Here is a 24,184-nt window from a genome sequence, read left to right on the forward strand (position 1 = left end):
ACGTTCATCATCTCGTCGGTCATCGGTGGTCTTTCCATCAGGTTGGTCTTGAACAACCCGACCCTGCCGGAAAAACACTGATGACCACCTAACCCTCAGGACCTACACCACCTGAGGGGACACGACCCAAGGCATTGGCCTCGGGGTCGGTTGTGCCCCTTTCGGAAGGGGCGAGTGAAGAGGTGAGGTTCGCGCGCGTCGAAGCGTTTGCAAGTTCGCCGGTGGAAATCGTCATGGGTGACGTCGTGGTGCGCGTGGCCGGAGATATCGAGCCGGATCATCTTGCCAAGATCCTACGGGCGGTGCGCAAGGCATGATCGCCTCTGGGGTTGTCGTCTATGTCTCGTGTCAACCGGTCGACTTCCGCAAGGGGGCGGCCTCGTTGATGGCTTTGGTCAGGGATGGCGGTCTCGATCCTTTCAATAGCGCCCTTTACGTGTTCCGTTCCAAACGGAAGGACCGTGTCCGGATTGTGTGGTGGGATGGCAGCGGGGTCTGTCTTTATTCGAAAGTTATGAAGGAAATGGCTTTTGCTGGCCGGCAGCGACGGCGGCGCGCATCCGTCTGGATCATGCCCAGCTCATGGCCCTACTGGCCGGAATGGATTGGAAGAAGATCCGCCCGGCGACAGTTAGGAGGCCGCTTTCGACGGGCTGAACCCCTCCAAGAAATCCGACGCATGTTACTGTAAACGCCAGGAAAAGATCACTATTTGTGATCTAGTTCCTGCTATGACCTTCTCTGCTTCGGACCTTCCTGACGACGTTGATGCACTCAAGGCGATGATCGTCGCCATGAGTGCAGAAGGCGGCGCTGCCCGAGCGGAGATCACCCGGCTTGAGGCGCTCAAGAAGGATACGGACGAGCGGATAGCCACTCTCACTGCGATTGTGAAAGTGCTTGAGCGGGCTCAGGAAGGCACGCGCTCGGAACGGCTGCGACTGGGGATCAACGACGATCAGATCGACTTTGCGTTCGAGGAAGTCGAGACCGGCCTGGCAGCGATCGACAGCGAGCTCGACCAGTCACGGAAAGACAAGCCGAAGCGGGACGCACGCTCGCGCAAGGGCTTTGCCGCCCATCTCGAGCGCATCGAGGAGGTCATCGAGCCTGAAATCCCCGAAGAATGCCGAGGGCTGGAAAAGGTTTTGATTGGCGAAGACCGATCTGAGCGGCTCGATGTCATCCCACCGAAGTTCAGGGTCATCGTTACCCGCCGGCCGAAATACGCATTCAGAGGGCGTGACGGTGTGCTGCAGGCTCTAGCGCCAGGCCATATCATCGAAGCCGGGCTGCCGAGCGAACGGCTCCTGGCTTACATCGCTCCAAATACGTCGACGGCCTTCCGCTGTACCGTCAGGAAACAATCTACCTGCGCGATAGCGTGACGCTGAGCCGCTCCTTGATGGCTCAATGGATGGGACATCTCGGCTTCGAGCTCAAGATCCTGGCCGATTACATCCTGGAGAAAATCAAAGCAGGTGAAAGGGTATTTGCCGACGAAACGACATTGCCGACCCTGGTGCCTGGTTCGGGAAAAACAATGACGGCATGGCTGTGGGCCTATGCACGTGATGATCGGCCGTTCGGGGGATCAGGGCCACCAATGGTCGCCTATAGATTTGAAGACAGCAGAGCTGGGCGCTGTGTGGCCCGTCACCTGAGCGGCTTCAACGGCATTCTTCAGGTGGATGGGCACGGCGCCTATACGAGCATGATCAAAGAGCAGGTCAAGGCCGGCAGCAACGAAACCATCACGTTGGCAGGGTGCTGGCGCATGTCAGGCGCAAATTTTACGAACTGCATATCGGTGGTATCAATCAGGCCGCGACAGCCTCGGTGAAGGCGATGACCGAGTTGTGGAAGGTCGAGGACGAGATCCGGGGAAAGGATGCCAACATCCGTGCTGCCGCACGACAAGAGCGGTCTGCGGCCATTGTCGCCAACCTTTTTGACATCTGGGAAAAGGAACTGGCGAAGGTCTCTGGTAAGTCCAAGACCGCGGAAGCGATCCGCTATGCAATCACCCGCCGACAATCTCTGGAACGCTTTCTCGGTGACGGCCGCATCGAGATCGACTCCAACATCGTCGAGCGCGCAATCCGTCCCCAAACGATCACACGGAAGAATAGTCTGTTTGCCGGAAGCGAAGGCGGTGGCAACACATGGGCCACGATCGCCACGCTCTTGCAGACAGCTAAAATGAACAACGTCGATCCGCTCGCCTGGCTGACACAGACCTTAGTTCGCATGGCCAACGGATGGCCCGCGCAGGATATCGACGCTCTGATGCCGTGGAACTTCGAGTCGAGCGTGGTCGGCTAACCGCTTACGGAATACAAAGGACAGCATCACAAAGGCCGTGGTACAATCGGATGATATGAGGCGCATCGGGACAGCTCCCATCGCATCCCCCGATGTGACGTTTCCTGCCATTTCCACTTTTGGTTCTTCAGGCATGGAGGCCGAGCTTCACTCACTATGAGTCCCAATGAGTCACTTCGTTGTGAACCGATGTTTGTGCAACTGTCATTGAAACAACCTCCAACGGCTGCCAAGGAGACAGAGATGAGCAACAAGGTAAGTACTTCACAGAAGGATCCAGTCGAGGGTGCGCGCGACGTCGTTGATCGCGAGATCGAGCGCCAGAGCAACGGCGTTTCGAGTGACAACAACAAAGGCGAGGGTTCCTGGGAGGAAAGAGTCTGGGCCAGAGCGTACCGGATATGGGAGCAATCCGGCCGGCCTGAAGGTCAGCAGGATATACAATGGGAACAGGCATGTAGAGAAATCGAAGCGGAGGATGCGGCAAGTTCTGGTGCCGCGAATTCGTCGGGGACATAAAGTGGCGCCCTGGAGCCGACGGCAGTCGGATCGGAACTCATTCGGGCAAATACCGAAGCAGGGCAAGGAAGCGCCGGCACAGGACACCGGGAGCACTGGCCCACGACCGTTCTTCAAGAGGCCGTCCGCCTGACGATTTTCTTGGTTTCCACCTTTTTGTCGGTCGCCTCCACCGGCTGATCTCGCCTCGGGCTATGAGTAGGTCAAGCTTGCCAGAAAGATGTCCCTGCGCTTTCGTGCCGCACCGGATCGAAATCACGCACGGATCGGGTCGTCTTCACGTACGTGCTGACGCCCGTTTCCGGCTTCGAGAATTTTCGCGACAACCGCAAAGCGCTTTGCGGACGCATGGTCGCGTGTGTAGTATTATCGTCGCAGGAGCAGGGGAACGAAGACACCGATGAATCTGGAAGACCTCTACCGCCTATTGAGAAATGGCCACGTCCAAGCGCAAGGCATATTCGACACCGTCCCCGACCCGTTGCTTGTCCTTGACCAGCATCTGTGTGTCCAGAGCGCCAGCCGGGCCTTCCTTGCTGCATTCAAGGTCGCCCGCGACGAAACGATCGGGCAGTACCTCTACGAACTCGGAAATCGGCAGTGGGATATCCCAGAGCTGCGCCACCTGCTGGAAGACGTGATCCCGAAGAGCACGGCGGTGGTGGACTATGAGGTGGAGCACGATTTTCCAGGTCTCGGTCAAAGGACGATGCTCGTCAGCGCGCACCGGCTGTTCCATCCCGACAACAACAGCCGCACCTTGCTTCTCTCGATTGTCGATGCCACGAAGCGCCGCGAGCGCGAGGCAGAAAAGGACCTCCTCGTCGGCGAACTTCGGCACCGAATGAAGAACTTGCTCGGCCTGGTCCAGGCGATGGCGCGCCAAACCTTGGTGCAAGGTCGTTCAGGCGAGGAATACCGTGACGCTTTCCTCGGGCGATTCAGTGCCCTTGTACAGGCGCACGAAGTTGCCTTCTCGGAAGATGATGAGACGGGCTTGCAGGAACTGGTCGAGCGGACGCTGGAACCGTATGCATCTGATCCCGCGTCGGTCCTCATCGAGGCCGGCCCGATCGTACCGCTCGTGGCTGGGCAAGTTATGTCTCTAAGCCTGATCCTGCATGAACTCGCCACCAACGCGGTCAAGCACGGAGGCCTTTCCGTGCCCAGCGGACGGGTCCGCGTCCGATGGGAAGTCCGGGAAGCGAGTGCTCCACATTTGAGGCTCGTCTGGCAGGAGACTGGCGGACCGCCAGTGGCGGCTCCAGCTTCCCTGGGATTTGGCACGAAGCTCATCGAGTTCGCGGCGAGCCACGAACTGGGCGGACAGGTGGAACTGAACTATGCGTCGGCGGGTTTGGAGGTGGAGATCGTCGCCCCATTAGGATCGGTCTCATGACATCGAGGCCGGTCGTATGCACAAGACGGTGCTTGTCGTTGAGGACGAGTTCCTGATCGCGAAGGATCTTAAGCTTCTGCTTGAGAGTCGTGGATGGCGCGTGCTCGGACCGGCGGCCACCGTGCAGGAGGCACTGCAGCTTCTGGACGACGAGCTTCCAGCCGTCGCCCTGCTTGACGTGACCTTGAAAGATGGAACGGTGACGCTGGTTGCGGAGGCTCTGCGCGCGCGGAACGTACCGTTTATTGTGGCGAGCGCCTACAGCAGACCGGAGCTCATCGGCGGGGACGTCTTGGTGGGGGCGCCGAATGTCGGCAAGCCCACCGAAGAGCGCCGCCTGTTCACGGTGCTGGAGCAGTGCATTTCATCATGACCCGCTGATTGCTTGGCTCACTCGAGCGTCGAGGGCAGGGGAACGCCGTTCAAGCCATAGTCGCTTCAATTCGCGGGAGCTAACGAGACGGCGGCGCTGTCCCTCTGTGCCGTGCGTTGGAGCGCCACGAGACCTGGTGGCTCTTTTTGAATAACGAAGCAATGGCCGTTGGGCCGTTGGCGATGTGCATGGTGATATGCTGGGCCGGGCAGGACTCGAACCTGCAGCCAATCGGTTATGAGCCGACGGCTCTAACCATTGAGCTACAGGCCCCACCAGAAAGTTTTCTAGGGACAGCAAACCGATTGATCAAGCTCCGGTCGCGATCACTTCTGTCGCGACTACGGTACGGCGCCAAGGGAAAAGCAGGGCCGAGCTGTCGACGTCAACGCATCGTTCACATTGTCAGCCGTTCGGCAGCACGCTTCAAAGGCACATCGAGAATGATGTCTGAATAATCGACGCGAGGGGCCCGGGTTTTACCCGCACCTTTTTCGAACCGGACTAACCCGAAACGCTCCATGGTGCGTAGAGTGCGTGATAGATTGGACGGAGCCCGTCCTGTCTTTTCCGCTAGCTCATTCATCGAACTGGGCTTTGTGGCCGCGATTAGCGCAAGCAGTTCCCTGTTCCGATCAGAGAGAACCTTCGCGAAGCTCTCCATGGACGTGAACCATACCTTAGGGTCATCAGCGCCGGGCTTGATCTGCCCCCGCGCGACCGCCATCGTGCGTTTCTTGTAGTCCTCGTACGAGGCAATACCTACTTTGAGCGTCGTCATGATATGACTCCTTCCTCTTTCAGGACGGAATCCACCTGCGCCCAAAAATCTTCAAGCAGGGTGGCTGCGTCCTTGTAATCATATGGGCGGATCGTCTTGAACCGGTGCCTGTGGTCGTTGACGACGCGTTCTTGCCAGCCGGTCCCCCCTGGGTGGGGACTGGATGGGCATTATCGAATCCGACAATGCGCTCGCCCGACTTATCATGCAGGGTGAGACTGTAATTCAGGCCATGCGGCTTGCGCTCGTCGGCTTTCACGCGTTTCACTACGAACTTGACGCGATAATGTCCGTTCGCATCGACGAAGAACGTTTCACCGTCCAATCCCAAAAGGGCATCTAGTCCCTCATCTCGTTCTACACTCATATTATCTATGTTATCAGACGCTGATAACAATATGCAACGAAATTCCGTGTGAGGGTTTCAAGTCTATCGTGAGGGGAGCCGCCGGCAAGCCCCTCGCTACCATGCAGGCGAGGTCACGCTGGATGACGAACTGTTTCGAGAGCAAAGAAGGCCACGGTTCTAATGCGCCTGCGTTACACGAAGTCATTTGCGTTAGCTTCTCGATTGCCGGGCTGATGCCGTCTGAATGGAGCAGGAACGGACGTGTGTTGTCAGGGTGTTCCCGTCCTGTGCGGTTAGAATCGCATAATGTATCGACGGGAACCGCTAAATGGCGTGGGCCCACCGGACGTGAGGACTGGTGTTCGTCCGAGTTCCCTTGCGGTGAACCTGGTCATTATTCTCCGCGAAAAATGCGGAGAATTCACTTACAGGTGCAGAGATTAATAGCCATATTCACCGCAAAGGATGCGGAGAATGTTGAGCTATATTCACAACCTGGACGGCTGGCCGAGATTTGCCTGGAGTAACGATGCTCTGGCTGGCCCGTTAGCGGCAGTCCGACATCAGCAAGGGCGCCTACTCGGGCGGATGGAAGCGCTGAGCTTTGATTTTCGTGCTGAAGCAGTTCTGTACACGCTAACTGAAGACGTTGTGAAGTCCAGTGAGATCGAGGGCGAGTTTCTCGACAAGGAACAGGTCCGCTCCTCCATCGCCCGCCGGCTCGGCCTGGACATTGGTGCGCTCGCTCCTGCCGACGGCCACGTCGAGGGCGTCGTTGAGATGATGCTGGATGCCACCCAGAACTATGAGGCCCCGCTGTCCGATGAGCGGCTGTTTGCTTGGAATGCCGCGCTATTTCCGACCGGCCGCAGCGGCATGACAAAAATTATTGTTGGTGCTTGGCGTGATGAAAATTCTGGCCCAATGCAGGTGGTCTCTGGGCCGATGGGACGTGAGAGGATCCATTTCGAGGCGCCTGCAGCCGCACGACTTCCAGAAGAGATGGCTGCATTTCTTTCTTGGTTCAACGGGCAAGCGTCGCACGACCCGGTCCTGAAAGCAGCGATCGCGCATTTGTGGTTTGTTACCATACACCCTTTCGAGGACGGCAATGGCCGCATTGCGCGCGCTATCGCCGATATGGCGCTCGCCAGGTCAGAAGGCACCTCGCAGCGCTTCTACAGTATGTCCGCGCAGATTCGGCAAGAGAGGAAGGACTACTATGCCATCCTCGAGACGACACAGAAGGGCGATCTCGATATCACCGGCTGGCTTCTGTGGTTTCTCGGCTGCCTCAATCGTGCCTTTGACGGGGCCGAAAAAATTCTCGCCAATGTGCTCCGCAAGGCGCGCTTCTGGGAAGCGCACGCCAGCCAGCGGCTTAATGAGCGCCAGCGCAAGGTGGTCAATCGACTTCTCGAGGGCTTTGAGGGCAAATTAACGTCGTCCAAGTGGGCCAAGCTAACGCAGACCTCACCGGACACCGCCCTGCGCGACATCAACGACCTCGTGGCACGCGGGATTCTAATTCGGGAAGCAAGCGGAGGGCGGAGTACCAGCTACTCTCTGCCTGATGTCGAAGAGATTCCGAACTGACCTTCGGTGTCGATCAGGAGGCTTTGGTGACCACGCGCGGAGAAGACGGAAGCGTATTCTCAAGGGTCGAAACCTTGGGTGAGGACCGTCTTCGCGAGGGCGATGTGACCGTTGATGTGGAATTGGCAGGGCTCAACTACAAGGACGGACTTTGCCTCACAGGTGGCGGGGGGCTCGTGCGGACCTACCCCCATGTAGCGGATATGCGGGCCTGTATGGAAACGAACTTGCAGAGGAAGACTTGAGCCGCCGGTATGCCTTACGCCAGCGGCACGATGATCCGGCCCCTCACCTGTCCCACGGTGGTGCGAAAATGATCCTGCCGTTGCGCTGGCCTACATCGAAGGAATCATCGATGCGTATGCGACGGTCGGTCCTCCGATCGACTATTGCCTACCAGAAGGCGCGACATACGGGGAGGTTCGCGACGTCGTCTGCAAATGGGTCAGCAACTATCCCGAGGAGAGACACAGGGCAGGCGCTTTGCTCGTGCCTGTGGCGTTGCGCAACGCTTGGCCCTGCAAGGGCTAGTTGTTCGGCAAGCACAGGATGAGGCGAAAAGGAATTGCCGCTCGAAAAGTTTGCGGCGCTGATCGTGTCCACGCGGTGTCTTAAGACCGCGACCGCAGTCCCCGTCGAGCAGGTATGGTGACCTGTTCCACCTCCGGCATTTTCCCTATGGCTGACAGGCAGTCGGGCACGGTCGACTCTTGATTCAGCCGAGCGAAGTGTATTCGCTTCAAGCTGTCGCTGCTGCTGTTGCGCTTGACCGGAGCGGCCAGCTCGACCCCCGGGAGAGCTCGAATCCTATTCAAAAGGCGCTCGCTGTCGTCGACGCTCACGCCAACACGGATCGTGAATATGATGTCAGTCATTGGCGCCTATGTCGGCAATCAATCGTTCCAGGTTTAAACGACCATACCCGAAGTCGGGGGTAAAGTCGTGTCCACCCATTGCCGGCACCTTGTCTGCACTCGCCGCAAGGGCGCCCCGGATCGCCGCCGGGTCTCTCGCGCCTCCATTCGCCATATAGAGTGCCGCAGCGGCTGCAACATGCGGGGCCGCCATCGAGGTGCCGGGCCAGGCGTCGTAGCCTGTCTCCCGTATGGCGGCCTTTCCTTGCCACCAATGACCATCGGGCCCCTTTTCCGCTCTCCAGGCTGTTTGACCCGGGTAGGTTGGGAGCGTTGACCAAATTGCATCGCCCGGTGCCGCGATGGTTATGTGGTTGCCCCTGCTGGAAAAACTTGTGATGCGATCCTGAAGGTTTGTGGCTCCGACTGCGACGATGCCTGGAATTGCAGCAGGGTAGGATATAGGGCTGCCTTCGCGCCGCTCGTTCCCCATTGCCGCAATGACGCTGGTTCCGCCGGCCAGCAAAGCCTCGAAGGCCGCACTTTCCGTGGGATCCGGCGTGCCTCCGCCGCCAATCGAGAGATTGACGACATCGATGCCCGCGTCTATGCAATCGAGCAATGCACGCAGATACATCACCGGGTCGACGAAATATGCAAATTCTGCTGTCCCATCGGGATGGGTCAGCAGGTCAGGGCGATTATCGAAGATCTTCCACGCGTGGATCCTGGCTCGCGAAATGCCGTTGATGCCGAGATCGTTATTGATCGTCGCGGCAATCGTGCCCGCCACATGAGTTCCGTGCCCTATCAAATCCTGATCCGAACTCGCCCCTGGCAGATCCGGATGCTCATAGATGTATCCGGCGATCTGGTCTCGAAGGTCCGGGTGACCAGCATCGATTCCCGTGTCGAGGACCGCGACCTTGATCCCGCTCGCGTCATCGAAACCGTTCAGCCCCCGCGCTTCTTGCCATTTAATCTTGCGAAGGTTCCACATCGTGTGAGCAGGCGGTGGCTCCGCGGCAATCCGATTCCGACCGGCAGCTGGTGGCCTGGCGGCCTTTCGTGGCCTTTTCGCGGCCAAATAGCGCAACGGTACCCGCGAGACGGACGCTACGCTCGGATCTCCGGCAAGCGCAAGCTGGAGCTGCCGGACGTCGGCGTCGCTTGCCAACTCGATGAGGCTCGCAGCTCCGCCCGGCGTGCGTTCGTCCATCGCTGCACTCAGATTGAGGGCGGACGCAGCCCACCCCTCAGCGTCCGCGCCTGGAACCCCAAGGAGTTCCGGCTTAACTCGGGCGTCGCGAGCGGGCCCGACGAGCATTCGGCTGGCATAGTGCGGTGCCTCCTTCGAGACGGGCGTGACGCGTTTAACCAAGCTGGCCCGCTCGTAGTAGGCCAGGGCCTGGAGGCCGCTGCTCAACGGCGAACGCGCTGCCGCAAATGTCGCCTCAAAGGTCGGTTGACGTTCCTGGGGCCGCATCCGTACGAATAACATTGCCTCGTGGTAAGCGGGAAAACCCGCATTCCTGAACAATGGCCCCATCGGCAAACATCCTCCCGCTCGTCTGACCTCCTACGATACTGGCATCTGATTTCGCCGACAATTCTGGGTTTATACGGTCTCGGCCACATGCTTGCAGCGTCACTCTTGGGGAGCGGCGTCAGCGCGGGAGGTTTCATTTCTTGAGGGCGGCTACCGCTGGTGCGACGACTACGCAAGCGCGCCTTCCTGCGTATTCAAGCGGGGAGGGGAGCGGGTAGGTGCGAACTTGATCATCGAAGCAGAAAAGCGGGATTGCAACGTTGCCCGCTGGTTCTGCTCCAGCGGAGCGAGACACAAACGCGAAGTCCGACATCGGTGTGGCCGAGGCGCGGGTTGCGGCTCCCATCCACCGACGTTGAGGGGCAAGACTGCGGCTTTCGGGGACTGGTCGATGGCGCGTCCAGGAATGACTTCGCGTTGTAGCACGGAGGCGGCAAGGAGCCGGCTAGTGCCTTTTTGCGAGGAGCTTGCCCTCGAAGTTCCGGGAGAGAGTTGAGCCGAAAGGTGTAGGCGGAGGTGGTGCATTCTTGGCGTATAATGCTCCTCCGAAGGAGACCGCAGCCATGTTCGATCAGAGGGAGAAGATAGTCCTCCTCATCGACGCCGCCAACCTCTTCGCCGCCTCAAAGGCACTGGGCTTCGAAATCGATTTTCGCAAGTTGCTCGATGCTTTTCGCAAGCGCGCCTATCTGTTACGGGCGAATTACTATGCCGCGTTAGTGGAGGACCAGGACTCGTCATCACTCCGTCCGCTGATCGACTGGCTCGACTACAATGGATACCAGGTGGTGACCAAACCTGTCAGAGAATTCACCGACTCGCTCGGACGTCGCAAGGTCAAGGGCAACATGGATGTGGAGCTAGCGATTGACGCCCTCGAGATATCAAAGACAGCCGATCATCTCGTGATTTTCTCAGGCGATGGCAACTTCACGAGTCTTGTCGTGGCATTGCAACGTAATGGGCGCAAGGTCTCGGTAGTGTCGACCATGGCGACGCGGCCACTAATGATTTCAGACGCACTGCGCCGCGAAGCCGATCACTTCATTGAGCTGGACAGGCTCCGGGGGGAGATAAGCCGGGCGCCTTCAGAAAGCACCTCAAACGGCAGCGAAAATGCCCACGCAGTATCGGCACTTGAGGCGTGAGGAGTGTAGCGTGCCACCGTGCCCAGCATATTAAAGTATGATTAATCAACAAACCCACTATTTTTTATTGTCTCACTACGACTTTTGGATAATATCCTTGCTGCAACGACCCACCTTTCCTGGATTGCGCTTGGAACTTCCTTTTAGTGAAGGAGAGGGAGTATTGCGGCGTCGATGCTTGATGTTGCATGAGAATACAGTTTGAACATTGATTCAGCCCGGATCGCAACGATCCGGGCTATTTTGCGCCTATTCTTAAGGAAGAGGTTGGCATCCACATCATGATCCTGGGCCATCAACGGGCAAGAAGTAGGTGGCGCTCCTCCTCGCGGCGGAGCCATCCCGGACCGTTAGTAGTAGCCTGCTTTTCCCTTATCGTGGCGATCGACGGGTGGGTTTTATACGTGCTTGAGGGTTGGCCGAGAGACAAGTATGGGTGATTCGGCGCATTCTACACGATTCCTTCCTCCGGCTTTGGCGGCGTAAAGCGCATTATCAGCCCGCCGCATCGCGGCGTCCAATGACTCACCCGCCGCTACCGCAGAAACGCCGAAGCTTGCCGTCACTGCGACGCCTTCCGGAAGGCCGTTGATCCGCTTCGCCGCAAGCTCCGCACGAATTCCGTTGGCTATTACGCGCGCATCGGTCAATCCCACGCGTGGAAGAAATGTGGCGAACTCCTCGCCGCCAATGCGGCCGGCCACAGCGCGGTGAGGCATCAGATCAGCCAAAACACGCGAAAACTCTCGGATGACCTCGTCGCCCGTATGATGGCCAAAGGTATCGTTAACGAGTTTGAATCGATCAATGTCCGCGAGGATCAGCGCTCCGCGGTCATGATCTCCCAGGTCGCGCAGGAGCGGCGCGACACGACTCGAAAACCCGCGTCGATTGCAAAGACCCGATAGAACATCGATCTCGGAACTGGCGCGAGCCTCGTCGATGCTGTCCTTGACCATGACCCCAAGCATCGCCACGCCCGTGCCGACGATCAGCATCGCTCCGAGCGCCTGCGAAATCAGGGCGAACGGGCTTTGGAGATAATCCGCCGCGGTGGCGCCGGACCCGGCGGCGATTGCGGCATAGATCTTCACGAGGAAATAAAACGCGCTTAGCGCCAGCAAGCAAAAGAGGATCCTGTCCGCGTGGGACTTGCGCCCGAATCTGATGATCACTGAGCTCGACCAGGCCTGAATCAGGAAGAACGGCATTTGATAGAAGAAGGCGTGCAGCATCGTTCCTCGGGGAAGATCATAGATCAAGAGGTCAACGATCACCGACCCAATGAAAAAGACCGTAAGTGCCAGCGGCTTCGCCGGAACGCCGTAGAAAACCCCAAGGCCGACACGCAGGAAGCAGAAACCTGCAAGGACGCTTGAGAAGGCGCCAACGGCAAGGAGCTTTGGTACCGGCGTAAACGGCAGGACGGCCTCGCAAATCGCGGAGAGCGAGGCTACCGCGAAACCTGCGGCACACCAAGCCGCCGCCCGGCCCGAGCGGCTCTTCACTGAAATGATCAGAAACGCAGCCCCGAAGATCTGGGCAACGACGAAATTCACCGCCAGAAGTGAGATCGCACCGCCCATCGGCAGAATCCAATATACGTACGTGAAAACGAGTCGCTCGCGATCGCGCTTCGCCGACGAGGAGGCACATTAGTGATGCCGCACAAAGAAATCCTTAAGAAATCGCGTGGCGCTTGTGCAAGGCGACAGGTCCGTACTCAACGCGGAAGAGCACGAAAGCCAAGATCCAAATCATACCAGACGCGGCGCAAAGGGTGGCCGCGTGTCCGGCAGGCACTTCGAGCACGAACGCAGCGAGCCAGCGAGCACAATCGCGGCATTACCGCCGGCCACTGCGTCTACCATTTGGCGGACCTGGGCGGCTGGGCCACGCAGATCGAGGTTGCGCCTGGCCGCAACGACCTGCACACTCCTTACGGCGCTGCGGTTTCCCGACGCTTCGGCGGTGGACAGATGGACAGAGACGCATACGCCGCGGCCAACGTCATCCTGACGCGACCGGTCAAAGGTTCCGATCTGGAGGGTGGGGCGTTGGCGCTCGCAAGACGTGCCGGGCCCGGAAAGGCGCGTCGCACTGGCCCGCAAGCTGGTGGTGGTGTTGCATTGCCTGCTCAGGGACAGAACCAACTTCATCGCTCATAAGGGAGCGCCAGCCTTGGCGGCTTGATCGGGAGGAGCGACAAGACAGGCTTTCGGACGGGTACAGCCATCAGCCCTCCGCAGCAAGGTCTCTTCGCCGGGACGATGAAAGATTAGGTCGCTATGCCATCAGCAGCACGCGGTGACTGCGCCTTTTTGGCCAACCGGTCCTCAGCAGACCCCATAGAGCAGCGGCAAAGCTCCGACTGCGGACATATGTGGACGGCCCCCTCCTTGCAAGAACTCTTATGATGGTTTTGATCGGATCGCTTGCGTTCATATGTCCGGCCTATTGTTGCGCTCGCACATGAACGCTGGCCAAGATGGGTTCCGCGACATGAATTCCAAACAGAAGCTCGACTTCAAAAGCCACTGTCCGCAACGGAGTGTCCCACGTCTCGGATCGATCGATCACACCATCTGCTCGTTTCTGCAAGTTCACGCATCAGATCAACGCGGTAGCTTCCAGCTTGCCGTGGTTGCCTGATTTCTTAAGCCGCATTTGCCAACTTTGGCGGCTCAGCGTTTTGGCGATAGGTTGCGCCGGTTACCATCATCTTCCAGGAAATCCGGGCGATCTTGTTGGCCAGTGCGATAGCCACGAGCTTGGGTGACTTGCGCTTGAGCAATTCGACAAGCCAAGCTGAAGCGTTCCTTCCGCGTCCCGCACGCAGGTGCTGCAAAACCGCAGTCGCGCCCACAACTAGTGTCTTGCGCAATGCCTCATCGCCGGCCCTTGTAATGACACCAAGCCTGACCTTACCCGCAGTCGAATGGTCCCGGGGCGTCAGCCCCATCCAGGCGGCAAATTGCCTTCCCGACGCAACAACTCCGGCGCCGGCGCTTTCATCACCAGTAGTACCGCGCCGATCGGGCCGACGCCCGGGATTTTTGCAAGACGACGGCAGCATTCGTTATTTCGATACCAGGCCATCAGTTTTGCCTCCAATTCCTTCCGGCGCTCATCTAACTGCGCAAATTCGTCAGCGAGAGATGCAAATAGATCGCGTGCCAGGGCTGGAATGGTTTCTTCAATCATGATCCGTTCAAGCAGTAGCGGGATATGGGACATGCCTTTACCGGCGGTCAGCCCAAACTCAGCCGCATGGCCGCGAATCGTATTGGAAAGCTGCGTTTGTGCGGCACCAACGCGCTCGCGCATGCCAACTAGCATCAGTACGGCTTGCTGATCCGCCGATTTCATCGGAACGAACCGCATTGTTTGGCGGCTCATCGCCTCGCATAGTGCTTCCGCATCGGCTGCGTCATTTTTGCCCCGCTTCACATAAGGCTTCACGAGCTGCGGGGGGATCAGTTTGACCTCACGCCCGAGCGCGGTTAGCGACCGAGCCCAGTGATGCGAAGCACCGCAGGCTTCGATCGCAATCACAGTCGGCGGGCATTCCGTGAAAAAGCTCATCATTTCCTTACGGCGCAACTTCTTGCGCAGGATCGGTTGCTCAGCAGCGTTGACGCCATGCAATTGAAAGACATGTTTTGACGTATCCATGCCAATACGAATAATCTGCTCCACGGACGGCTCCCTTTGCTTGAGTTCACAACGACTCACTCTGGCACATTCGATGCCGTTCGGGGCCGTCCACCCCAACAGAAACAAGCACTCCGCGAGGGATTAAGCGCAAAAGGGATTGACGCAAAGCCCGTTACAGAAGATCGCAGAAGGGAACCGAACATTCTATCCAGCCGACCGAGTTAGGTTTCTGCTACCGTCAAACGTACTCCGGGACCGCCGCTGCCGGCATACTCGCCATCGATAAAAACAATACCGGCAGTCTCAAAGGTCTCGCGGATGTCAGCGACCGTCCTGGCCTTGAGGTCCTCTCCGCGTTCAAACCTGACGATAGTGTTGGTGGAAACCTTCGCCGCCTCTGCGAGCTGCTTGACACTCCAATTCAGTGCAGTGCGAGCCATTCTGCATTGGAAATACCCAGGCCGAGCAGTAACGCCGAGACGACGACCCGCGCATTCGAGGGTTGGCTGAGCGAAACGAAGAACAGCGAAATCCCCATGACAAGGGCGCAGATCAGAAAGGATATAACGTAACCGACCGATTGTTACCGCGGAGATTTCGCCTTGACGCGAGCGATGACTTCTTCGTCGTCGACGAAGCAGTCGAGGAAGTCGTTCCAGGCTTCAGGCGAACGGCGCGCATCGGCAAGCATTTGCCTCAGCTCATCGATGCCATCGTCGGTCAGTGCGGTGATTGTCTCATCGTCACCGTGTACGACGCTGATGATACTTCCATAGGTCAAATTGTCAGAATTGCTGACGATCGTCTCGAGGAGTTCCCGGTCTTCGCCGAGCATTTCGGCGACATGGTTGATGGTGAAGACATGGGTGACGGTGGCCATCAGGCGGCCTCGGCGCAGATGATTGCCACAGGTGCCCAGTTCCACGGGAGCAGTTCGTCGAGCCTATTGATCTTGTGATCGTGAATGCGGTCGAGCACGTCGGCCAGATAGGCCTGCAGATCGATGCCGTTCATCTTGGCCGTCTCGATGATCGTCATGGCACGCGCCAGGGTCTCCGCGCCGGTGTCAGCGCCAGCGAAGAGCCAATTTTTCCTTCCGATTCCAATTGGACGCAGGGCCCGTTCGGCGGCGTTGTTATCCATGGCGACGCGACCGTCTTCGAGGAATAGGCAGAACGAGTGCCAGCGGCTCAGGCCGTAACGGAAGGCGCTCGCCAGATCGCCCTTGCCCGGAATACGGGTCAGTTGCGCTTCAGCCCAGACGCGCAAGGCTTCGACCTTTGCTTTGCTGTGCTTCTGACGAGCAGCAAGGCGGATATCGGCAGGCTGGCCTGCAATGTCGCGCTCGATGTCGTAAAGCGCGCCGATACGGTCGAGAGCCTCGCGCGCGATCTCGGATTTGTTCGAGGTCCAGATATCATGAAAGTCACGTCGCCAATGCGCCCAGCAGGCCGCTTCCCGGAAGCGGCCTATGCCGTCCGCTCCTGGCTCATAAAGCTTCCCGTAGCCTTTGTAGCCGTCAGCTTGAAGGATGCCGCTTGTCTGCCTGAGGTGATGGTGAACGTGCTCTTCCTTCCAGTCGGGAGCAAAGTAGTAGACCGTTCCCGGTGGAGCCGCGCCCGCCCAGGGACGCTGATCGCGGACATACGTCCAGATCCTGCCTTTCTTCACGCCTTTCCCAAGCCCTTTGTCTCGCCGAGAGCGATCCAGCACCCGGATCGGGGTGTCGTCGGCATGGAGGAGGTCACTGCCCATGATCGCGGTCTCGATCCGCTCGATCAGGGGCTGGAGCACCTGCATGGCGCGGCCGCACCAATCGACCAGCGTGCTGTCCGGAATGTCGGCGCCCATGCGGGCGAAGATCTCGTTCAGGCGATACAAAGGCAGGTGATCGTCGAACTTCGAGACCAGGATGTAAGCCAGAAGCCCAGCACCTGCCATGCTGCCCGGTATCGGACGGCTCGGCGCCGGCAACTGCACCATCTTCTCGCAGCAACGGCAGGACTTCTTCAATCGGGCGACCTCGATGACCTTCATCTGCGCAGCGATCATGTCTAGGATTTCGCTGGCGTCCTCGCCGACAAGGCGCAATTCACCGCCGCAATCGGGGCAGCAGGTACCCGGATCGAGTTCTTTGCGCTCGCGAGCTGCCTTTTCCGATACCCGCGGACGGCGGCGCATCGTCTTTTCGGGCGTACTTGCCACAGGTGTGGCAGGCACTGCCGCATCGACCTCATCGAGCCGCTTGGTGCTGTTTTCCGCTGCGGCGATTAAAAGATCCTCCAGCGCCAGTTCCAGCTGCTGGATTTCCCGTTCGATCTTTTCCGAGGACTTGCCGAAGACCTGTTTCTTCAGCTTGGCGATGCGCAGTCGCAGTTCCCCGATCAATTGGTCGTGCGCCTGCAACGTCGCCGACATCTTCGCGTTGTCCGCCTGCAAGGCGGCGATCATCGCCTTCAGGAAGGCCGGATCGTCGGGAAGATTTTGGCTCGCGTTCGACATGATCCTGACTACCATAGGTCAGGACGAGTATCCATAAAAACAAGCAGATTCAGTGAGATAAAATCAACCGACACGCGCCGGCGGAGCGCCCCAGTTGGGCCGTCGCCAATCAATCCCTTCCCAAAGCATGGCCAGTTGCGCCGTTGTCAGCCGGGCCGTTCCATCGGCTGCTGAAGGCCATGGAAAACGCCCCCTCTGCAAAATTTTATAGTACAGGCAGAAGCCCTGGCCATCAAAATACAGGAGTTTCAAACGATCGCCCCGTCGTCCTCGAAACGCGAAGACTGCACCTCCCGTCGGCTTCTGGCGCAGCACATCCTGCGCAAGCGCAGCCAAACCTTCCACCCCTTTGCGCATGTCCGTGGCTCCGCAGGCGAGATACACTCGAACACCGGTTCCTGGTCCAATCATGCTGCTTCAACCGCCCGGATGAGCCGAGTGAGGACGGCGGCATCGACGCTACTGTCGAAGCGAAGACTGCGCCCATCGTTCAACCGCAACTCGATCATTGCAGGCCCGCGCGCAACCTCCTCACGCACCAGCGGGGCGCCATGCAGGGCGGCCGTGTCTACGGGAACGAAGACCGTATCGGCCGTGGACGGCAACAAACCCTTCTTCTTCAGCTCATGCCGCCAGGCGTAAATCTGCTGCCGGCTTACATCGTGCCGATGGGCAACCTCCGTGACCGTCGCACCGTCGAGCCCAACCGACATGACAACGTCGAGCTTCTGCGCGTCACCCCAACGCCGCCGTCGTTCCTGACCAAGAATTTCGACACGCATCCCATACCTCGCCTAAGACACGTCGCTAACGACGTCGTTAATGACGTGTCTTAGGTCATCAAGGCGCTGTCCGGCAGGCGGTGCCAATCGGGTGCTTACGATATAACGGTTGTGAGCGCGACGAACAGCCCACCTTTTCTTTGCTGATTGAGACCGCGAGATAAGCTCCTTCATCTTCAGGAGTGGAACGGGATGGTTGGAGATCGCGCTGGTGCCATGCTTGGAGTCATGGATGAAGCCATGGATGAAGCCAGGCATGATGGAGTCTACCGGCGGATCGAGGTGATCACCGGTCGACGACAGCGGCGGAATTGGACCGACGAAGAGAAGGCGCGGATCCTTGCTGAAAGCGCAGAACCCGACGTGAACATCTCGGCCGTCGCCCGGCGCTGGGGCGTCAACCGTGGTTTGCTGAATGTCTGGCGCCGCCAAGCCGGGCTGACCGCTCGACGATCCGTGCAAGCCTGCGCGCAGCAGGCCATGTTCGTGCCGGTGACCGTCGTTGGAGAACGAGCGCCTCCCCAGAGCGCGTCGTCGGATATCGCTTCCGTTGCTTCCGGCCGAATTGAGATCGAGATTGCCGGAGCACGCATGACCGTGATCGGCTCGGTGGCGCCCGAGTTGGCGCAGGCGATCGTGGCAGCGTTGCGAGGACGCCGGTGATCGGAGTTTCGCCGAATGGCGTGAAGATCATGGTGGCGACGCAGCCTGTCGACTTCCGGCGCGGCATGAATGGCCTTGTTGCGCTGGTGGCGTCAGCGCTTTCGGCTGATCCCTACTGTGGTGACGTGTTTGTGTTCCGCGCCAAGCGGTGCGATCGCCTGCGCTGCATTTATTGGGACGGGTCGGGCATGATCCTAGCGACGAAGTGGCTTGAGGCGGGCAAGTTCGTTTGGCCACCGATCCGCGATGGCGCGATGCAGATGAGTAGCCAAGAGTTCTCGCTTTTGCTGGCCGGTATCGACTGGACTCGGGTTAAACGGAACGTCGTAAAGCGGCCGACGAAAGTGGGCTGATCTTATTGGATTTGCTTGAAGATTCAGGATCATGTGCTAGGGTCAGCCATGCCGCTTCGACCCGACCCTTTACCTCAGGATGCCGCCCAATTGAGCCGGATCATTCTCTCGCTCGATGCGGAGAATGCCGACCTCAAGGCGCGCGTTGCCTTCCTGGAGGGTCAGCTCTTTGGACCGAAATCGGAGAAGATGACGGCGATCGACCCGACGCAGGCGACGCTCGAGCTTGGCGATCTCAGCGACATTCCCGTGGCGGCCAATGACGATGTTGCACCCGTGGCTGAAGGGCCAAGACAGGAGCGACGATCGCCGTCGCGCAACATCGGCCGTTTGCCCAAGCACCTCCCACGGTATGAAGAGCTCATCGAGCCGGAGAGCAAGATTTGCCCGTGCTGCTCGTTCGAGCTTCATTGCATCGGCACGGACGTCAGTGAGGCGCTCGACATCGTGCCGGCGGTTGTCCGGGTGAAGCGGACGATCCGGCCGCGCTATGCATGCCGGGCCTGCGAAAGCGTCATTGTGCAAGCGCCCGCACCGGCGCGCGTGATGGACGGCGGCATGGTGACTACGGCGTTTGCAGCCCATATCGCCGTTTCGAAGTTTGCCTGGCATCTGCCGCTGCATCGCCAGGCGCAGATGCTTGCCTCCTGCGGCGTGATCATCGATCGCGGCACGCTTGGCGCCTGGGTGACGCGGGTCGCCTGGTGGCTCGAGCTTCTCTACGATGCGCTTACCGCCTTCATCCGCTCCCAGCCAAGGGTGTTTTGTGACGAGACGCCGCTTCCGCGGCTCGATCCGGGGCGCAAACGCACCAAGCTTTGTCAGTTATGGGCGCAGGCTGGAATGGTCCGGCGCCGCCGGCGGTGGCCTATACTTTTGCTGAAAGCCGCAGCGCTCGCGAGGTCGAGGGGCAACTGTCGTCGTTTGCCGGCGTACTTCAGGTCGATGGATACCAGGCCTATAAAACCTTGGCCAAGCGCCGGGGGAAGAGCAATATCGCCCCCATGCGGCTGGCGTTCTGCCTTGCTCACGCGCGACGCAAGTTCGTCGATGTCGTCAAGCTGACCGGCTCTTCGGAGGCGCTGTCGATCCTGGCCAGGATCGCCGAAGTCTATCGCATCGAGGCGAAACTGCGCGGCGAAAGTGCCGATACCCGGCTCACGGTACGGCGTCGCGAGACAGCACCCATCATGCGAGAACTGAAGGTCCAGCTCACCGAACTGAGCGAAGAGGTGTCGTCAAAATCGGCGCTGGGCAAGGCCGTCTCCTACGCGCTCAATCATTGGAACGGGCTGGCAGCCTTCCTGGAGGATGGCCGGATCGAAGCGGACTCCAATGTGGTCGAGCGTTCAATGAAATCGGTGGCTCTGACGAGGAAGAACTCGTTGTTCGTGGGCAACGAACGCGGTGGCAAGTCCTTCGCGGTCCTGGCATCGCTCGTCAATACAGCAAAGCTCAATAGTGTTGACCCCGAGGTCTGGCTTGCCGATGTGCTTGAGCGCATCATCTCGGGCAAGGTGCCCGCGAACCGGATGGATACGCTCTTCCCATGGGCCTGGAAGGCCGAACGCGAGGCCATTGCACGTCAGGAGCGACGGGCGGCATGACACAGAACAGCCAAGGGACGACGGCACGACCGAAGCTCGATGACAAGGCGTTCGAGGCGTTTATCAGGGCACGCCGTCCAGCATCGCCAATCTGGTCAATGAGCGGTCTCGATGGTTATCTTACGGCTCTCATCATCGGACCGAAGTTCATCGACCCACGCAAATGGATCCCGGAACTGACCGGTCCGGATGCCCTGAACCTGCCGATGGAAACGACCGAGCATCGGGCCGTACAGACCATTGTTGCGGAATATAACCGCATCTCGGCTAGCCTTTCCGAAACACCGAAAGACCACCGGCCCCGGTTCACCCGGATCGATGATCAGACCTTTGATATCTTCGATTGGGACCTCTGCTTTTTGTTGGGAACAGGATACGCGCCGAGGCTTTGGCAGCCGGTTCTTCGTGGTCATGCCGTCACTGGGGATATCATCGCACCCATCCGCAAGCTCGGCGAGGCAAAACGGAAAGCGACAAGCCAGGATGCTGCTGACGTCGCCGAAGCACTCGTCAATATCCGAACCTACTTTATGCCGAAGCGGGCAAAGCAGAAGTTCTGACCGAGCGCCAGAAACCTCCGTCAATCATGAAAGCCGTGGGCCATTCGTTGCGCTCACTAACGGTTGGCAGGACCAGATATCTGGCATCAAGGGGGATGGGGGCTGCCAACATAGCAACGAAATGCATGGTCCAGACGCCAACAGCAAGGAAAAAGGCCGCGCAGGCAAGCAACAGTCTGCGATCGGCACTGCCGGTGCCGCGCACACGGGCCGCCAGCCCGAATCCTGTATATCCCCCCAGGATGGCGATCAGCACCGATAGTGCGGCCAGGAGGGGATCGTGCTCTGCAACCATTCTTCCGCCTGACAATCCGACGTCTCTCCGTGCGTCAATTTAGAGTCATGCACTCTATTTGCAAAGATCAATTTGCCGGTTTGGGTGCGCCTTCGGCCTGTTGACCCAATTCGAACGCCGGACGCTGCAAACGTCGAGCACTTGGCGCAGATCCTCTGTCAAGCCGCCAGCGTTGGTCCAAATCCACGTAATGCTCACGCACCAGGTCGAGCACCAGGTTGCGGAAAGCCTCGCTGTGACGCCGGTTGCTCGGTCGGCCGCGCTTCTTCGACACGAGACCGCCGGCGCCGGCCAGGTCATAGGCCTGCAACAGCCGGTGGACCTGACTGCGGCTAAAACGAAGCAACGCGACCGCCTCGACGACGCTCAGGCTACCACCGCGCATCCGCTGGATAGGTTCAAGAAGATGCAATTCCTTCTGCGACATGGTGATCAAACAAGAAATGACGACTCCGAACGCTCATGGTCTCAACCACGCTTCACGTCGCCAATCTTCCTTCCAAACGTTGACGTTTGACCAGCATCCCGAGAGGCGACGACTGTCGAATCTCTAACTGGCTCATACGTCGCATCTTTAAAATGCCGTTACAAAACGGTGTCACATAACATACCGGCTGGAACTGCGCGCGCTTATCCGTCTGCGGCAGTGTCCTTCTAGGACAGCATCTCGAGACCGTGTTTCCGGACGATCGAGAGCAGCTTCAATGCGGGGCCGCTCGGCCGCTTCGCGCCGGTTTCCCACTTTTGCACTGTTGATTCACTGGTGTTCAGGTAGCGCGCAAAGACTGGTTGGCTGACATGATTGTTCTCGCGCAGCGCCTTGATCTCGCTTGGCGTCAGCTCCTGCGGCATGGAAAGGCAAGTCTCATCGAAGGTCTTCATGGTTTCCTTGTCGATGGTACCTGCCGAATACATGTCTTCGACGGCGCTATGGATCGCCTCAAAGGCATCGCTCTTGAACTTGCGCTTAGTCGCCATTGCAAATCTCCAATAGGGCGCCGGTCTCGATTTCCGCATCAAGCTCGGCCTGTGTCTTGCGCCGATAGAGCTCGGCAAGCTTCCGGAAGGCCAGGAGCTCGTCGTTATCGATGTTTGCGCGGTCCTTCTTCGCGAACAGATAGGCGAACACCCAGTACTCACCGGCTTTCGCCAGAACGATTGAACGATGCATGTTGTCGTTGAGCCGCTTCTTGAACACGCCGCCACCGAGGTCATCTGCCTGTCCGCGTGCGACTTGCTCAATCGCCTTGCAAAGGGCCTTGTCGGAGATCCGCGCTTTCTTCGCTGCTTTGGAAAACCACGCCGTTTTGAAAGTCCGTTCTGACATCCCTTCATATAGCACTACGTGCTACACCTATCAAGTTTCCGGGAAAATTTGCAGGAACTACGCCGCTTCCCATACCTGATTCAAAATCATCGCAGCAAGCGCCGTTTTGTCTTGTGGCGAGAAGGGACCCGCAGGGTTAGCAATCATCTCCGGCGTGCCCTGGAAAGCGTACCTTGCCTGCTCGTAGGATCCGGTTTGCTTTAGGATATGAGTGGCAAGGACATCGCGGACGTTGTGGGGACCATGCGGAAGCAAGCCCTTGATCGCGCCGCAACCGGTGTACGGGTTGTAGCTCCCATAGCGTTAGATCGCAGTTCGCCAAGCCTCGTAGAAAGTTGTCTGGCGAAAGAGGCGTGTTTGCTCGTGGTCTTGATCGTCATTAGGAACAGAGTCCCTGCATCCTCAGCGCCGGCGAGCAGCACGGCAGGATGCCGGCCACCCGTCCCGCCACGGCGAAGATATGGCTTCAATCCGAGCCGAGACAAGTGATAGAGGTTATTATCATAGTCCCAGGCACGTGGGAAAAAACCGCGGGGCGTTGGTTCAAACCCGTCCACGCCGCTGCGTTGTTTTTCCCCATAGAGGTCAATGAGGTCCGCGTCACTGCTAGAGACGTCGTCGGTACCTGTCTTTCTGGCGAGATCCAACATGCTCGAGCAATCTTGGCGCGCTGAAGGCCTTGAATGTCTCGTCGAGCGGTCTTCAGGCTGACTTCCCATACGACCATAATGTCCTTGGCACCACATCGTTCACCGTCAGAGTATCCGAATCCCTGTTCTCTTCGGGTGAGGCACTTTTTCCCGGCAACGCGGAGTCGTCTCTGTTTTGCATCATGTTTTCCTGATGTGCTGCAGGGCAGTGGCGCCTCAGAGCTGCGGAGAAGGGACGATCTTTACAGCTCTGAGGTCATCACTCACCCAAGCGGCCGACGAGGTTAGCCGCTCGGCATGACAACTCCCGATATGGTTGAGAAGTTTCGCACGGCGGGTCGCCTAAGACGTTTGTCATCGATGATCCAGACTAAAGTCCAGTAAAGCCCCCGCTTTTCCTTGATTCCATCTCCGCTGCGAGTAACATACAGGCATGCGACGTTCGAAGCGGTTCCCTTGGATGGAACAGGGTGAATAGGCCCAAGCTAAATGATGACAGCGTCGCGATCGGAGCTGCAGCGGAGCCTGGCCAATCCCAACTGCAGCTCTATTTATGTCAGGCCATCTCTCGATCTTGAGGAGCGGGGCTGCCGCCGTCATCGTCCCCGCCGTCATCCTCCGGGCACCAGCCCTTCCAATCGTCTCCCAGGCTTCCTTCGCCTGGCGGCCGTCCAGACGGGCCATAAGCATCTTCACCAGCTCGTGCTCCGAAATGCCGCTCTCCGGCGGGTGGTAGGCGGCAATATCCTTCTGGCAGTCCCAGATTAGCTGCTTCATCTATTTTACTTGCCCAGCTCCTTCCGCCCGCGGTCGGATCGTGTCTATGGCGGGGACCTGCACACTTCGATGCCATTCGGGGCCGTCCACTCCAACAGAAGCAAGCGCTCGGCGAGGG

At 58.7% G+C, this 24,184-nt stretch carries 24 protein-coding genes, 1 tRNA gene and 8 pseudogenes; 14 read left to right on the top strand and 19 right to left on the bottom strand.

The genetic code is table 11. The annotated features are described in order from the left end of the window. Positions 1-182: 182 nt before the first annotated feature. The 6 genes and pseudogenes from ACFHWW_RS24130 (at position 183) to ACFHWW_RS24155 (ending at position 4,616) form a co-directional block, all read left to right on the top strand. Complete coding sequence (locus ACFHWW_RS24130) at positions 183-317, top strand: hypothetical protein (protein WP_379941240.1); 135 nt, start codon at positions 183-185, stop codon at positions 315-317. 68 nt (positions 318-385) lie between these two features. Continuing rightward, positions 386-691, top strand: a complete 306-nt coding sequence (gene tnpB, locus ACFHWW_RS24135; RefSeq protein ID WP_379941508.1) for an IS66 family insertion sequence element accessory protein TnpB — start codon at positions 386-388, stop codon at positions 689-691. 40 nt (positions 692-731) lie between these two features. Beyond that, a pseudogene (tnpC, locus tag ACFHWW_RS24140) lies at positions 732-2,325 on the top strand (IS66 family transposase). Between the two features lie 243 nt (positions 2,326-2,568). Next, positions 2,569-2,844 (top strand): DUF2934 domain-containing protein, encoded by a 276-nt coding sequence (locus ACFHWW_RS24145; RefSeq protein ID WP_379941242.1) that lies wholly within the window; start codon positions 2,569-2,571, stop codon positions 2,842-2,844. Between the two features lie 400 nt (positions 2,845-3,244). Next, on the top strand, positions 3,245-4,243 hold the full coding sequence (locus ACFHWW_RS24150) for an HWE histidine kinase domain-containing protein (RefSeq protein WP_379941244.1): 999 nt from the start codon (positions 3,245-3,247) through the stop codon (positions 4,241-4,243). A 16-nt stretch (positions 4,244-4,259) separates the two neighbouring features. Further along, positions 4,260-4,616: a response regulator gene (locus tag ACFHWW_RS24155; RefSeq protein WP_379941246.1), complete on the top strand. Its 357-nt coding sequence runs from the start codon at positions 4,260-4,262 to the stop codon at positions 4,614-4,616. Positions 4,617-4,816: 200 nt separating this feature from the next. Here ACFHWW_RS24155 and ACFHWW_RS24160 read toward each other — a convergent pair. The 3 genes from ACFHWW_RS24160 to ACFHWW_RS24170 all read right to left on the bottom strand — a co-directional run bounded on the left by ACFHWW_RS24160 (position 4,817) and on the right by ACFHWW_RS24170 (position 5,626). Beyond that, a tRNA-Ile gene (locus ACFHWW_RS24160) sits at positions 4,817-4,889 on the bottom strand. Positions 4,890-5,013: 124 nt separating this feature from the next. Beyond that, the gene (locus tag ACFHWW_RS24165) at positions 5,014-5,397 is read right to left on the bottom strand and encodes a helix-turn-helix domain-containing protein (protein WP_379941248.1); all 384 of its coding nucleotides are present in this window, start codon (positions 5,395-5,397) and stop codon (positions 5,014-5,016) included. A gap of 19 nt (positions 5,398-5,416) precedes the next feature. Next, the gene (locus tag ACFHWW_RS24170; RefSeq protein WP_379941510.1) at positions 5,417-5,626 is read right to left on the bottom strand and encodes a hypothetical protein; all 210 of its coding nucleotides are present in this window, start codon (positions 5,624-5,626) and stop codon (positions 5,417-5,419) included. Here ACFHWW_RS24170 and ACFHWW_RS24175 point away from each other — a divergent pair. From ACFHWW_RS24175 to ACFHWW_RS24185, 3 genes are all read left to right on the top strand, one after another. Further along, on the top strand, positions 5,561-5,740 hold the full coding sequence (locus ACFHWW_RS24175) for a hypothetical protein (protein ID WP_379941531.1): 180 nt from the start codon (positions 5,561-5,563) through the stop codon (positions 5,738-5,740). The two genes, ACFHWW_RS24170 and ACFHWW_RS24175, sit on opposite strands and share 66 nt — an antisense overlap. Before the next feature lie 483 nt (positions 5,741-6,223). Next, on the top strand, positions 6,224-7,342 hold the full coding sequence (locus ACFHWW_RS24180; protein WP_379941512.1) for a Fic family protein: 1,119 nt from the start codon (positions 6,224-6,226) through the stop codon (positions 7,340-7,342). 330 nt (positions 7,343-7,672) lie between these two features. Next, positions 7,673-7,873, top strand: coding sequence for a Rap1a/Tai family immunity protein (locus ACFHWW_RS24185; RefSeq protein WP_379941514.1), 201 nt, complete (start codon positions 7,673-7,675; stop codon positions 7,871-7,873). Between the two features lie 80 nt (positions 7,874-7,953). Here ACFHWW_RS24185 and ACFHWW_RS24190 read toward each other — a convergent pair whose 3' ends face one another. Together ACFHWW_RS24190 and ACFHWW_RS24195 are read right to left on the bottom strand one after the other, a co-directional pair. Then, positions 7,954-8,217, bottom strand: coding sequence for a hypothetical protein (locus tag ACFHWW_RS24190; protein WP_379941250.1), 264 nt, complete (start codon positions 8,215-8,217; stop codon positions 7,954-7,956). After that, the gene (locus ACFHWW_RS24195; protein WP_379941252.1) at positions 8,210-9,745 is read right to left on the bottom strand and encodes a S8 family serine peptidase; all 1,536 of its coding nucleotides are present in this window, start codon (positions 9,743-9,745) and stop codon (positions 8,210-8,212) included. Before ACFHWW_RS24195 ends, ACFHWW_RS24190 begins: the two co-directional genes overlap by 8 nt. 563 nt (positions 9,746-10,308) lie before the next feature. Here ACFHWW_RS24195 and ACFHWW_RS24200 point away from each other — a divergent pair. Then, positions 10,309-10,893 carry an NYN domain-containing protein gene (locus tag ACFHWW_RS24200; RefSeq protein ID WP_379941254.1) on the top strand — a complete coding sequence of 195 codons (585 nt, stop codon included), beginning with the start codon at positions 10,309-10,311 and terminating at the stop codon, positions 10,891-10,893. Between the two features lie 398 nt (positions 10,894-11,291). Here ACFHWW_RS24200 and ACFHWW_RS24205 read toward each other — a convergent pair whose 3' ends face one another. From ACFHWW_RS24205 to tnpA (ACFHWW_RS24240), 8 genes and pseudogenes are all read right to left on the bottom strand, one after another. Then, complete coding sequence (locus ACFHWW_RS24205; RefSeq protein ID WP_379941256.1) at positions 11,292-12,479, bottom strand: GGDEF domain-containing protein; 1,188 nt, start codon at positions 12,477-12,479, stop codon at positions 11,292-11,294. 1,070 nt (positions 12,480-13,549) lie between these two features. Then, positions 13,550-14,592: pseudogene (locus tag ACFHWW_RS24210) on the bottom strand (IS110 family transposase). A gap of 179 nt (positions 14,593-14,771) precedes the next feature. Beyond that, the gene (locus tag ACFHWW_RS24215) at positions 14,772-14,990 is read right to left on the bottom strand and encodes a multiprotein-bridging factor 1 family protein (protein ID WP_379941258.1); all 219 of its coding nucleotides are present in this window, start codon (positions 14,988-14,990) and stop codon (positions 14,772-14,774) included. Next, a pseudogene (locus ACFHWW_RS24220) lies at positions 14,975-15,118 on the bottom strand (carbon monoxide dehydrogenase); the annotation flags it as partial. The pseudogene ACFHWW_RS24220 and the gene ACFHWW_RS24215, both read right to left, overlap by 16 nt. 15 nt (positions 15,119-15,133) lie before the next feature. Then, the gene (locus ACFHWW_RS24225) at positions 15,134-15,430 is read right to left on the bottom strand and encodes a hypothetical protein (RefSeq protein WP_088200579.1); all 297 of its coding nucleotides are present in this window, start codon (positions 15,428-15,430) and stop codon (positions 15,134-15,136) included. Next, on the bottom strand, positions 15,430-17,052 hold the full coding sequence (tnpC, locus tag ACFHWW_RS24230) for an IS66 family transposase (RefSeq protein ID WP_379941260.1): 1,623 nt from the start codon (positions 17,050-17,052) through the stop codon (positions 15,430-15,432). Before tnpC (ACFHWW_RS24230) ends, ACFHWW_RS24225 begins: the two co-directional genes overlap by 1 nt. A 63-nt stretch (positions 17,053-17,115) precedes the next feature. Beyond that, on the bottom strand, positions 17,116-17,463 hold the full coding sequence (tnpB, locus tag ACFHWW_RS24235) for an IS66 family insertion sequence element accessory protein TnpB (RefSeq protein ID WP_102903080.1): 348 nt from the start codon (positions 17,461-17,463) through the stop codon (positions 17,116-17,118). Next, positions 17,460-17,834, bottom strand: coding sequence for an IS66-like element accessory protein TnpA (gene tnpA, locus ACFHWW_RS24240; RefSeq protein WP_379941262.1), 375 nt, complete (start codon positions 17,832-17,834; stop codon positions 17,460-17,462). Before tnpA (ACFHWW_RS24240) ends, tnpB (ACFHWW_RS24235) begins: the two co-directional genes overlap by 4 nt. A 192-nt stretch (positions 17,835-18,026) precedes the next feature. Between tnpA (ACFHWW_RS24240) and tnpA (ACFHWW_RS24245) the strand changes: the two genes are divergently transcribed. The 4 genes and pseudogenes from tnpA (ACFHWW_RS24245) (at position 18,027) to ACFHWW_RS24260 (ending at position 21,017) form a co-directional block, all read left to right on the top strand. Continuing rightward, positions 18,027-18,497 carry an IS66-like element accessory protein TnpA gene (gene tnpA / locus ACFHWW_RS24245; RefSeq protein WP_379941264.1) on the top strand — a complete coding sequence of 157 codons (471 nt, stop codon included), beginning with the start codon at positions 18,027-18,029 and terminating at the stop codon, positions 18,495-18,497. After that, positions 18,494-18,850: an IS66 family insertion sequence element accessory protein TnpB gene (tnpB, locus tag ACFHWW_RS24250; protein WP_102040132.1), complete on the top strand. Its 357-nt coding sequence runs from the start codon at positions 18,494-18,496 to the stop codon at positions 18,848-18,850. The genes tnpA (ACFHWW_RS24245) and tnpB (ACFHWW_RS24250) overlap by 4 nt, the downstream gene beginning before the upstream one ends. Before the next feature lie 48 nt (positions 18,851-18,898). Next, positions 18,899-20,457, top strand: a pseudogene (gene tnpC, locus ACFHWW_RS24255) (IS66 family transposase). Then, the gene (locus ACFHWW_RS24260; RefSeq protein WP_088198983.1) at positions 20,454-21,017 is read left to right on the top strand and encodes a UPF0149 family protein; all 564 of its coding nucleotides are present in this window, start codon (positions 20,454-20,456) and stop codon (positions 21,015-21,017) included. The pseudogene tnpC (ACFHWW_RS24255) and the gene ACFHWW_RS24260 overlap by 4 nt, the downstream one beginning before the upstream one ends. A gap of 58 nt (positions 21,018-21,075) precedes the next feature. Here ACFHWW_RS24260 and ACFHWW_RS24265 read toward each other — a convergent pair. The 6 genes and pseudogenes from ACFHWW_RS24265 to ACFHWW_RS24290 all read right to left on the bottom strand — a co-directional run. Then, positions 21,076-21,312 (bottom strand): annotated as a pseudogene (locus ACFHWW_RS24265) (MHYT domain-containing protein); the annotation flags it as partial. A 164-nt stretch (positions 21,313-21,476) separates the two neighbouring features. Then, positions 21,477-21,757 (bottom strand): annotated as a pseudogene (locus tag ACFHWW_RS24270) (helix-turn-helix domain-containing protein); the annotation flags it as partial. Positions 21,758-21,966: 209 nt separating this feature from the next. Next, on the bottom strand, positions 21,967-22,290 hold the full coding sequence (locus tag ACFHWW_RS24275; protein ID WP_379941267.1) for a helix-turn-helix domain-containing protein: 324 nt from the start codon (positions 22,288-22,290) through the stop codon (positions 21,967-21,969). Next, a complete protein-coding gene (locus ACFHWW_RS24280; protein ID WP_379941269.1) occupies positions 22,280-22,639 on the bottom strand; it encodes a type II toxin-antitoxin system RelE/ParE family toxin in 360 nt (119 codons plus the stop codon). The genes ACFHWW_RS24275 and ACFHWW_RS24280 overlap by 11 nt, the downstream gene beginning before the upstream one ends. A gap of 57 nt (positions 22,640-22,696) precedes the next feature. Continuing rightward, positions 22,697-23,073: pseudogene (locus ACFHWW_RS24285) on the bottom strand (hypothetical protein); the annotation flags it as partial. Positions 23,074-23,845: 772 nt separating this feature from the next. After that, positions 23,846-24,066: pseudogene (locus ACFHWW_RS24290) on the bottom strand (hypothetical protein). Positions 24,067-24,184 lie beyond the last annotated feature (118 nt).

This window comes from Sinorhizobium sp. P24N7, assembly GCF_042436655.1.
In the GTDB taxonomy this organism is placed as follows: Bacteria; Pseudomonadota; Alphaproteobacteria; order Rhizobiales; family Rhizobiaceae; genus Sinorhizobium; species Sinorhizobium meliloti_A.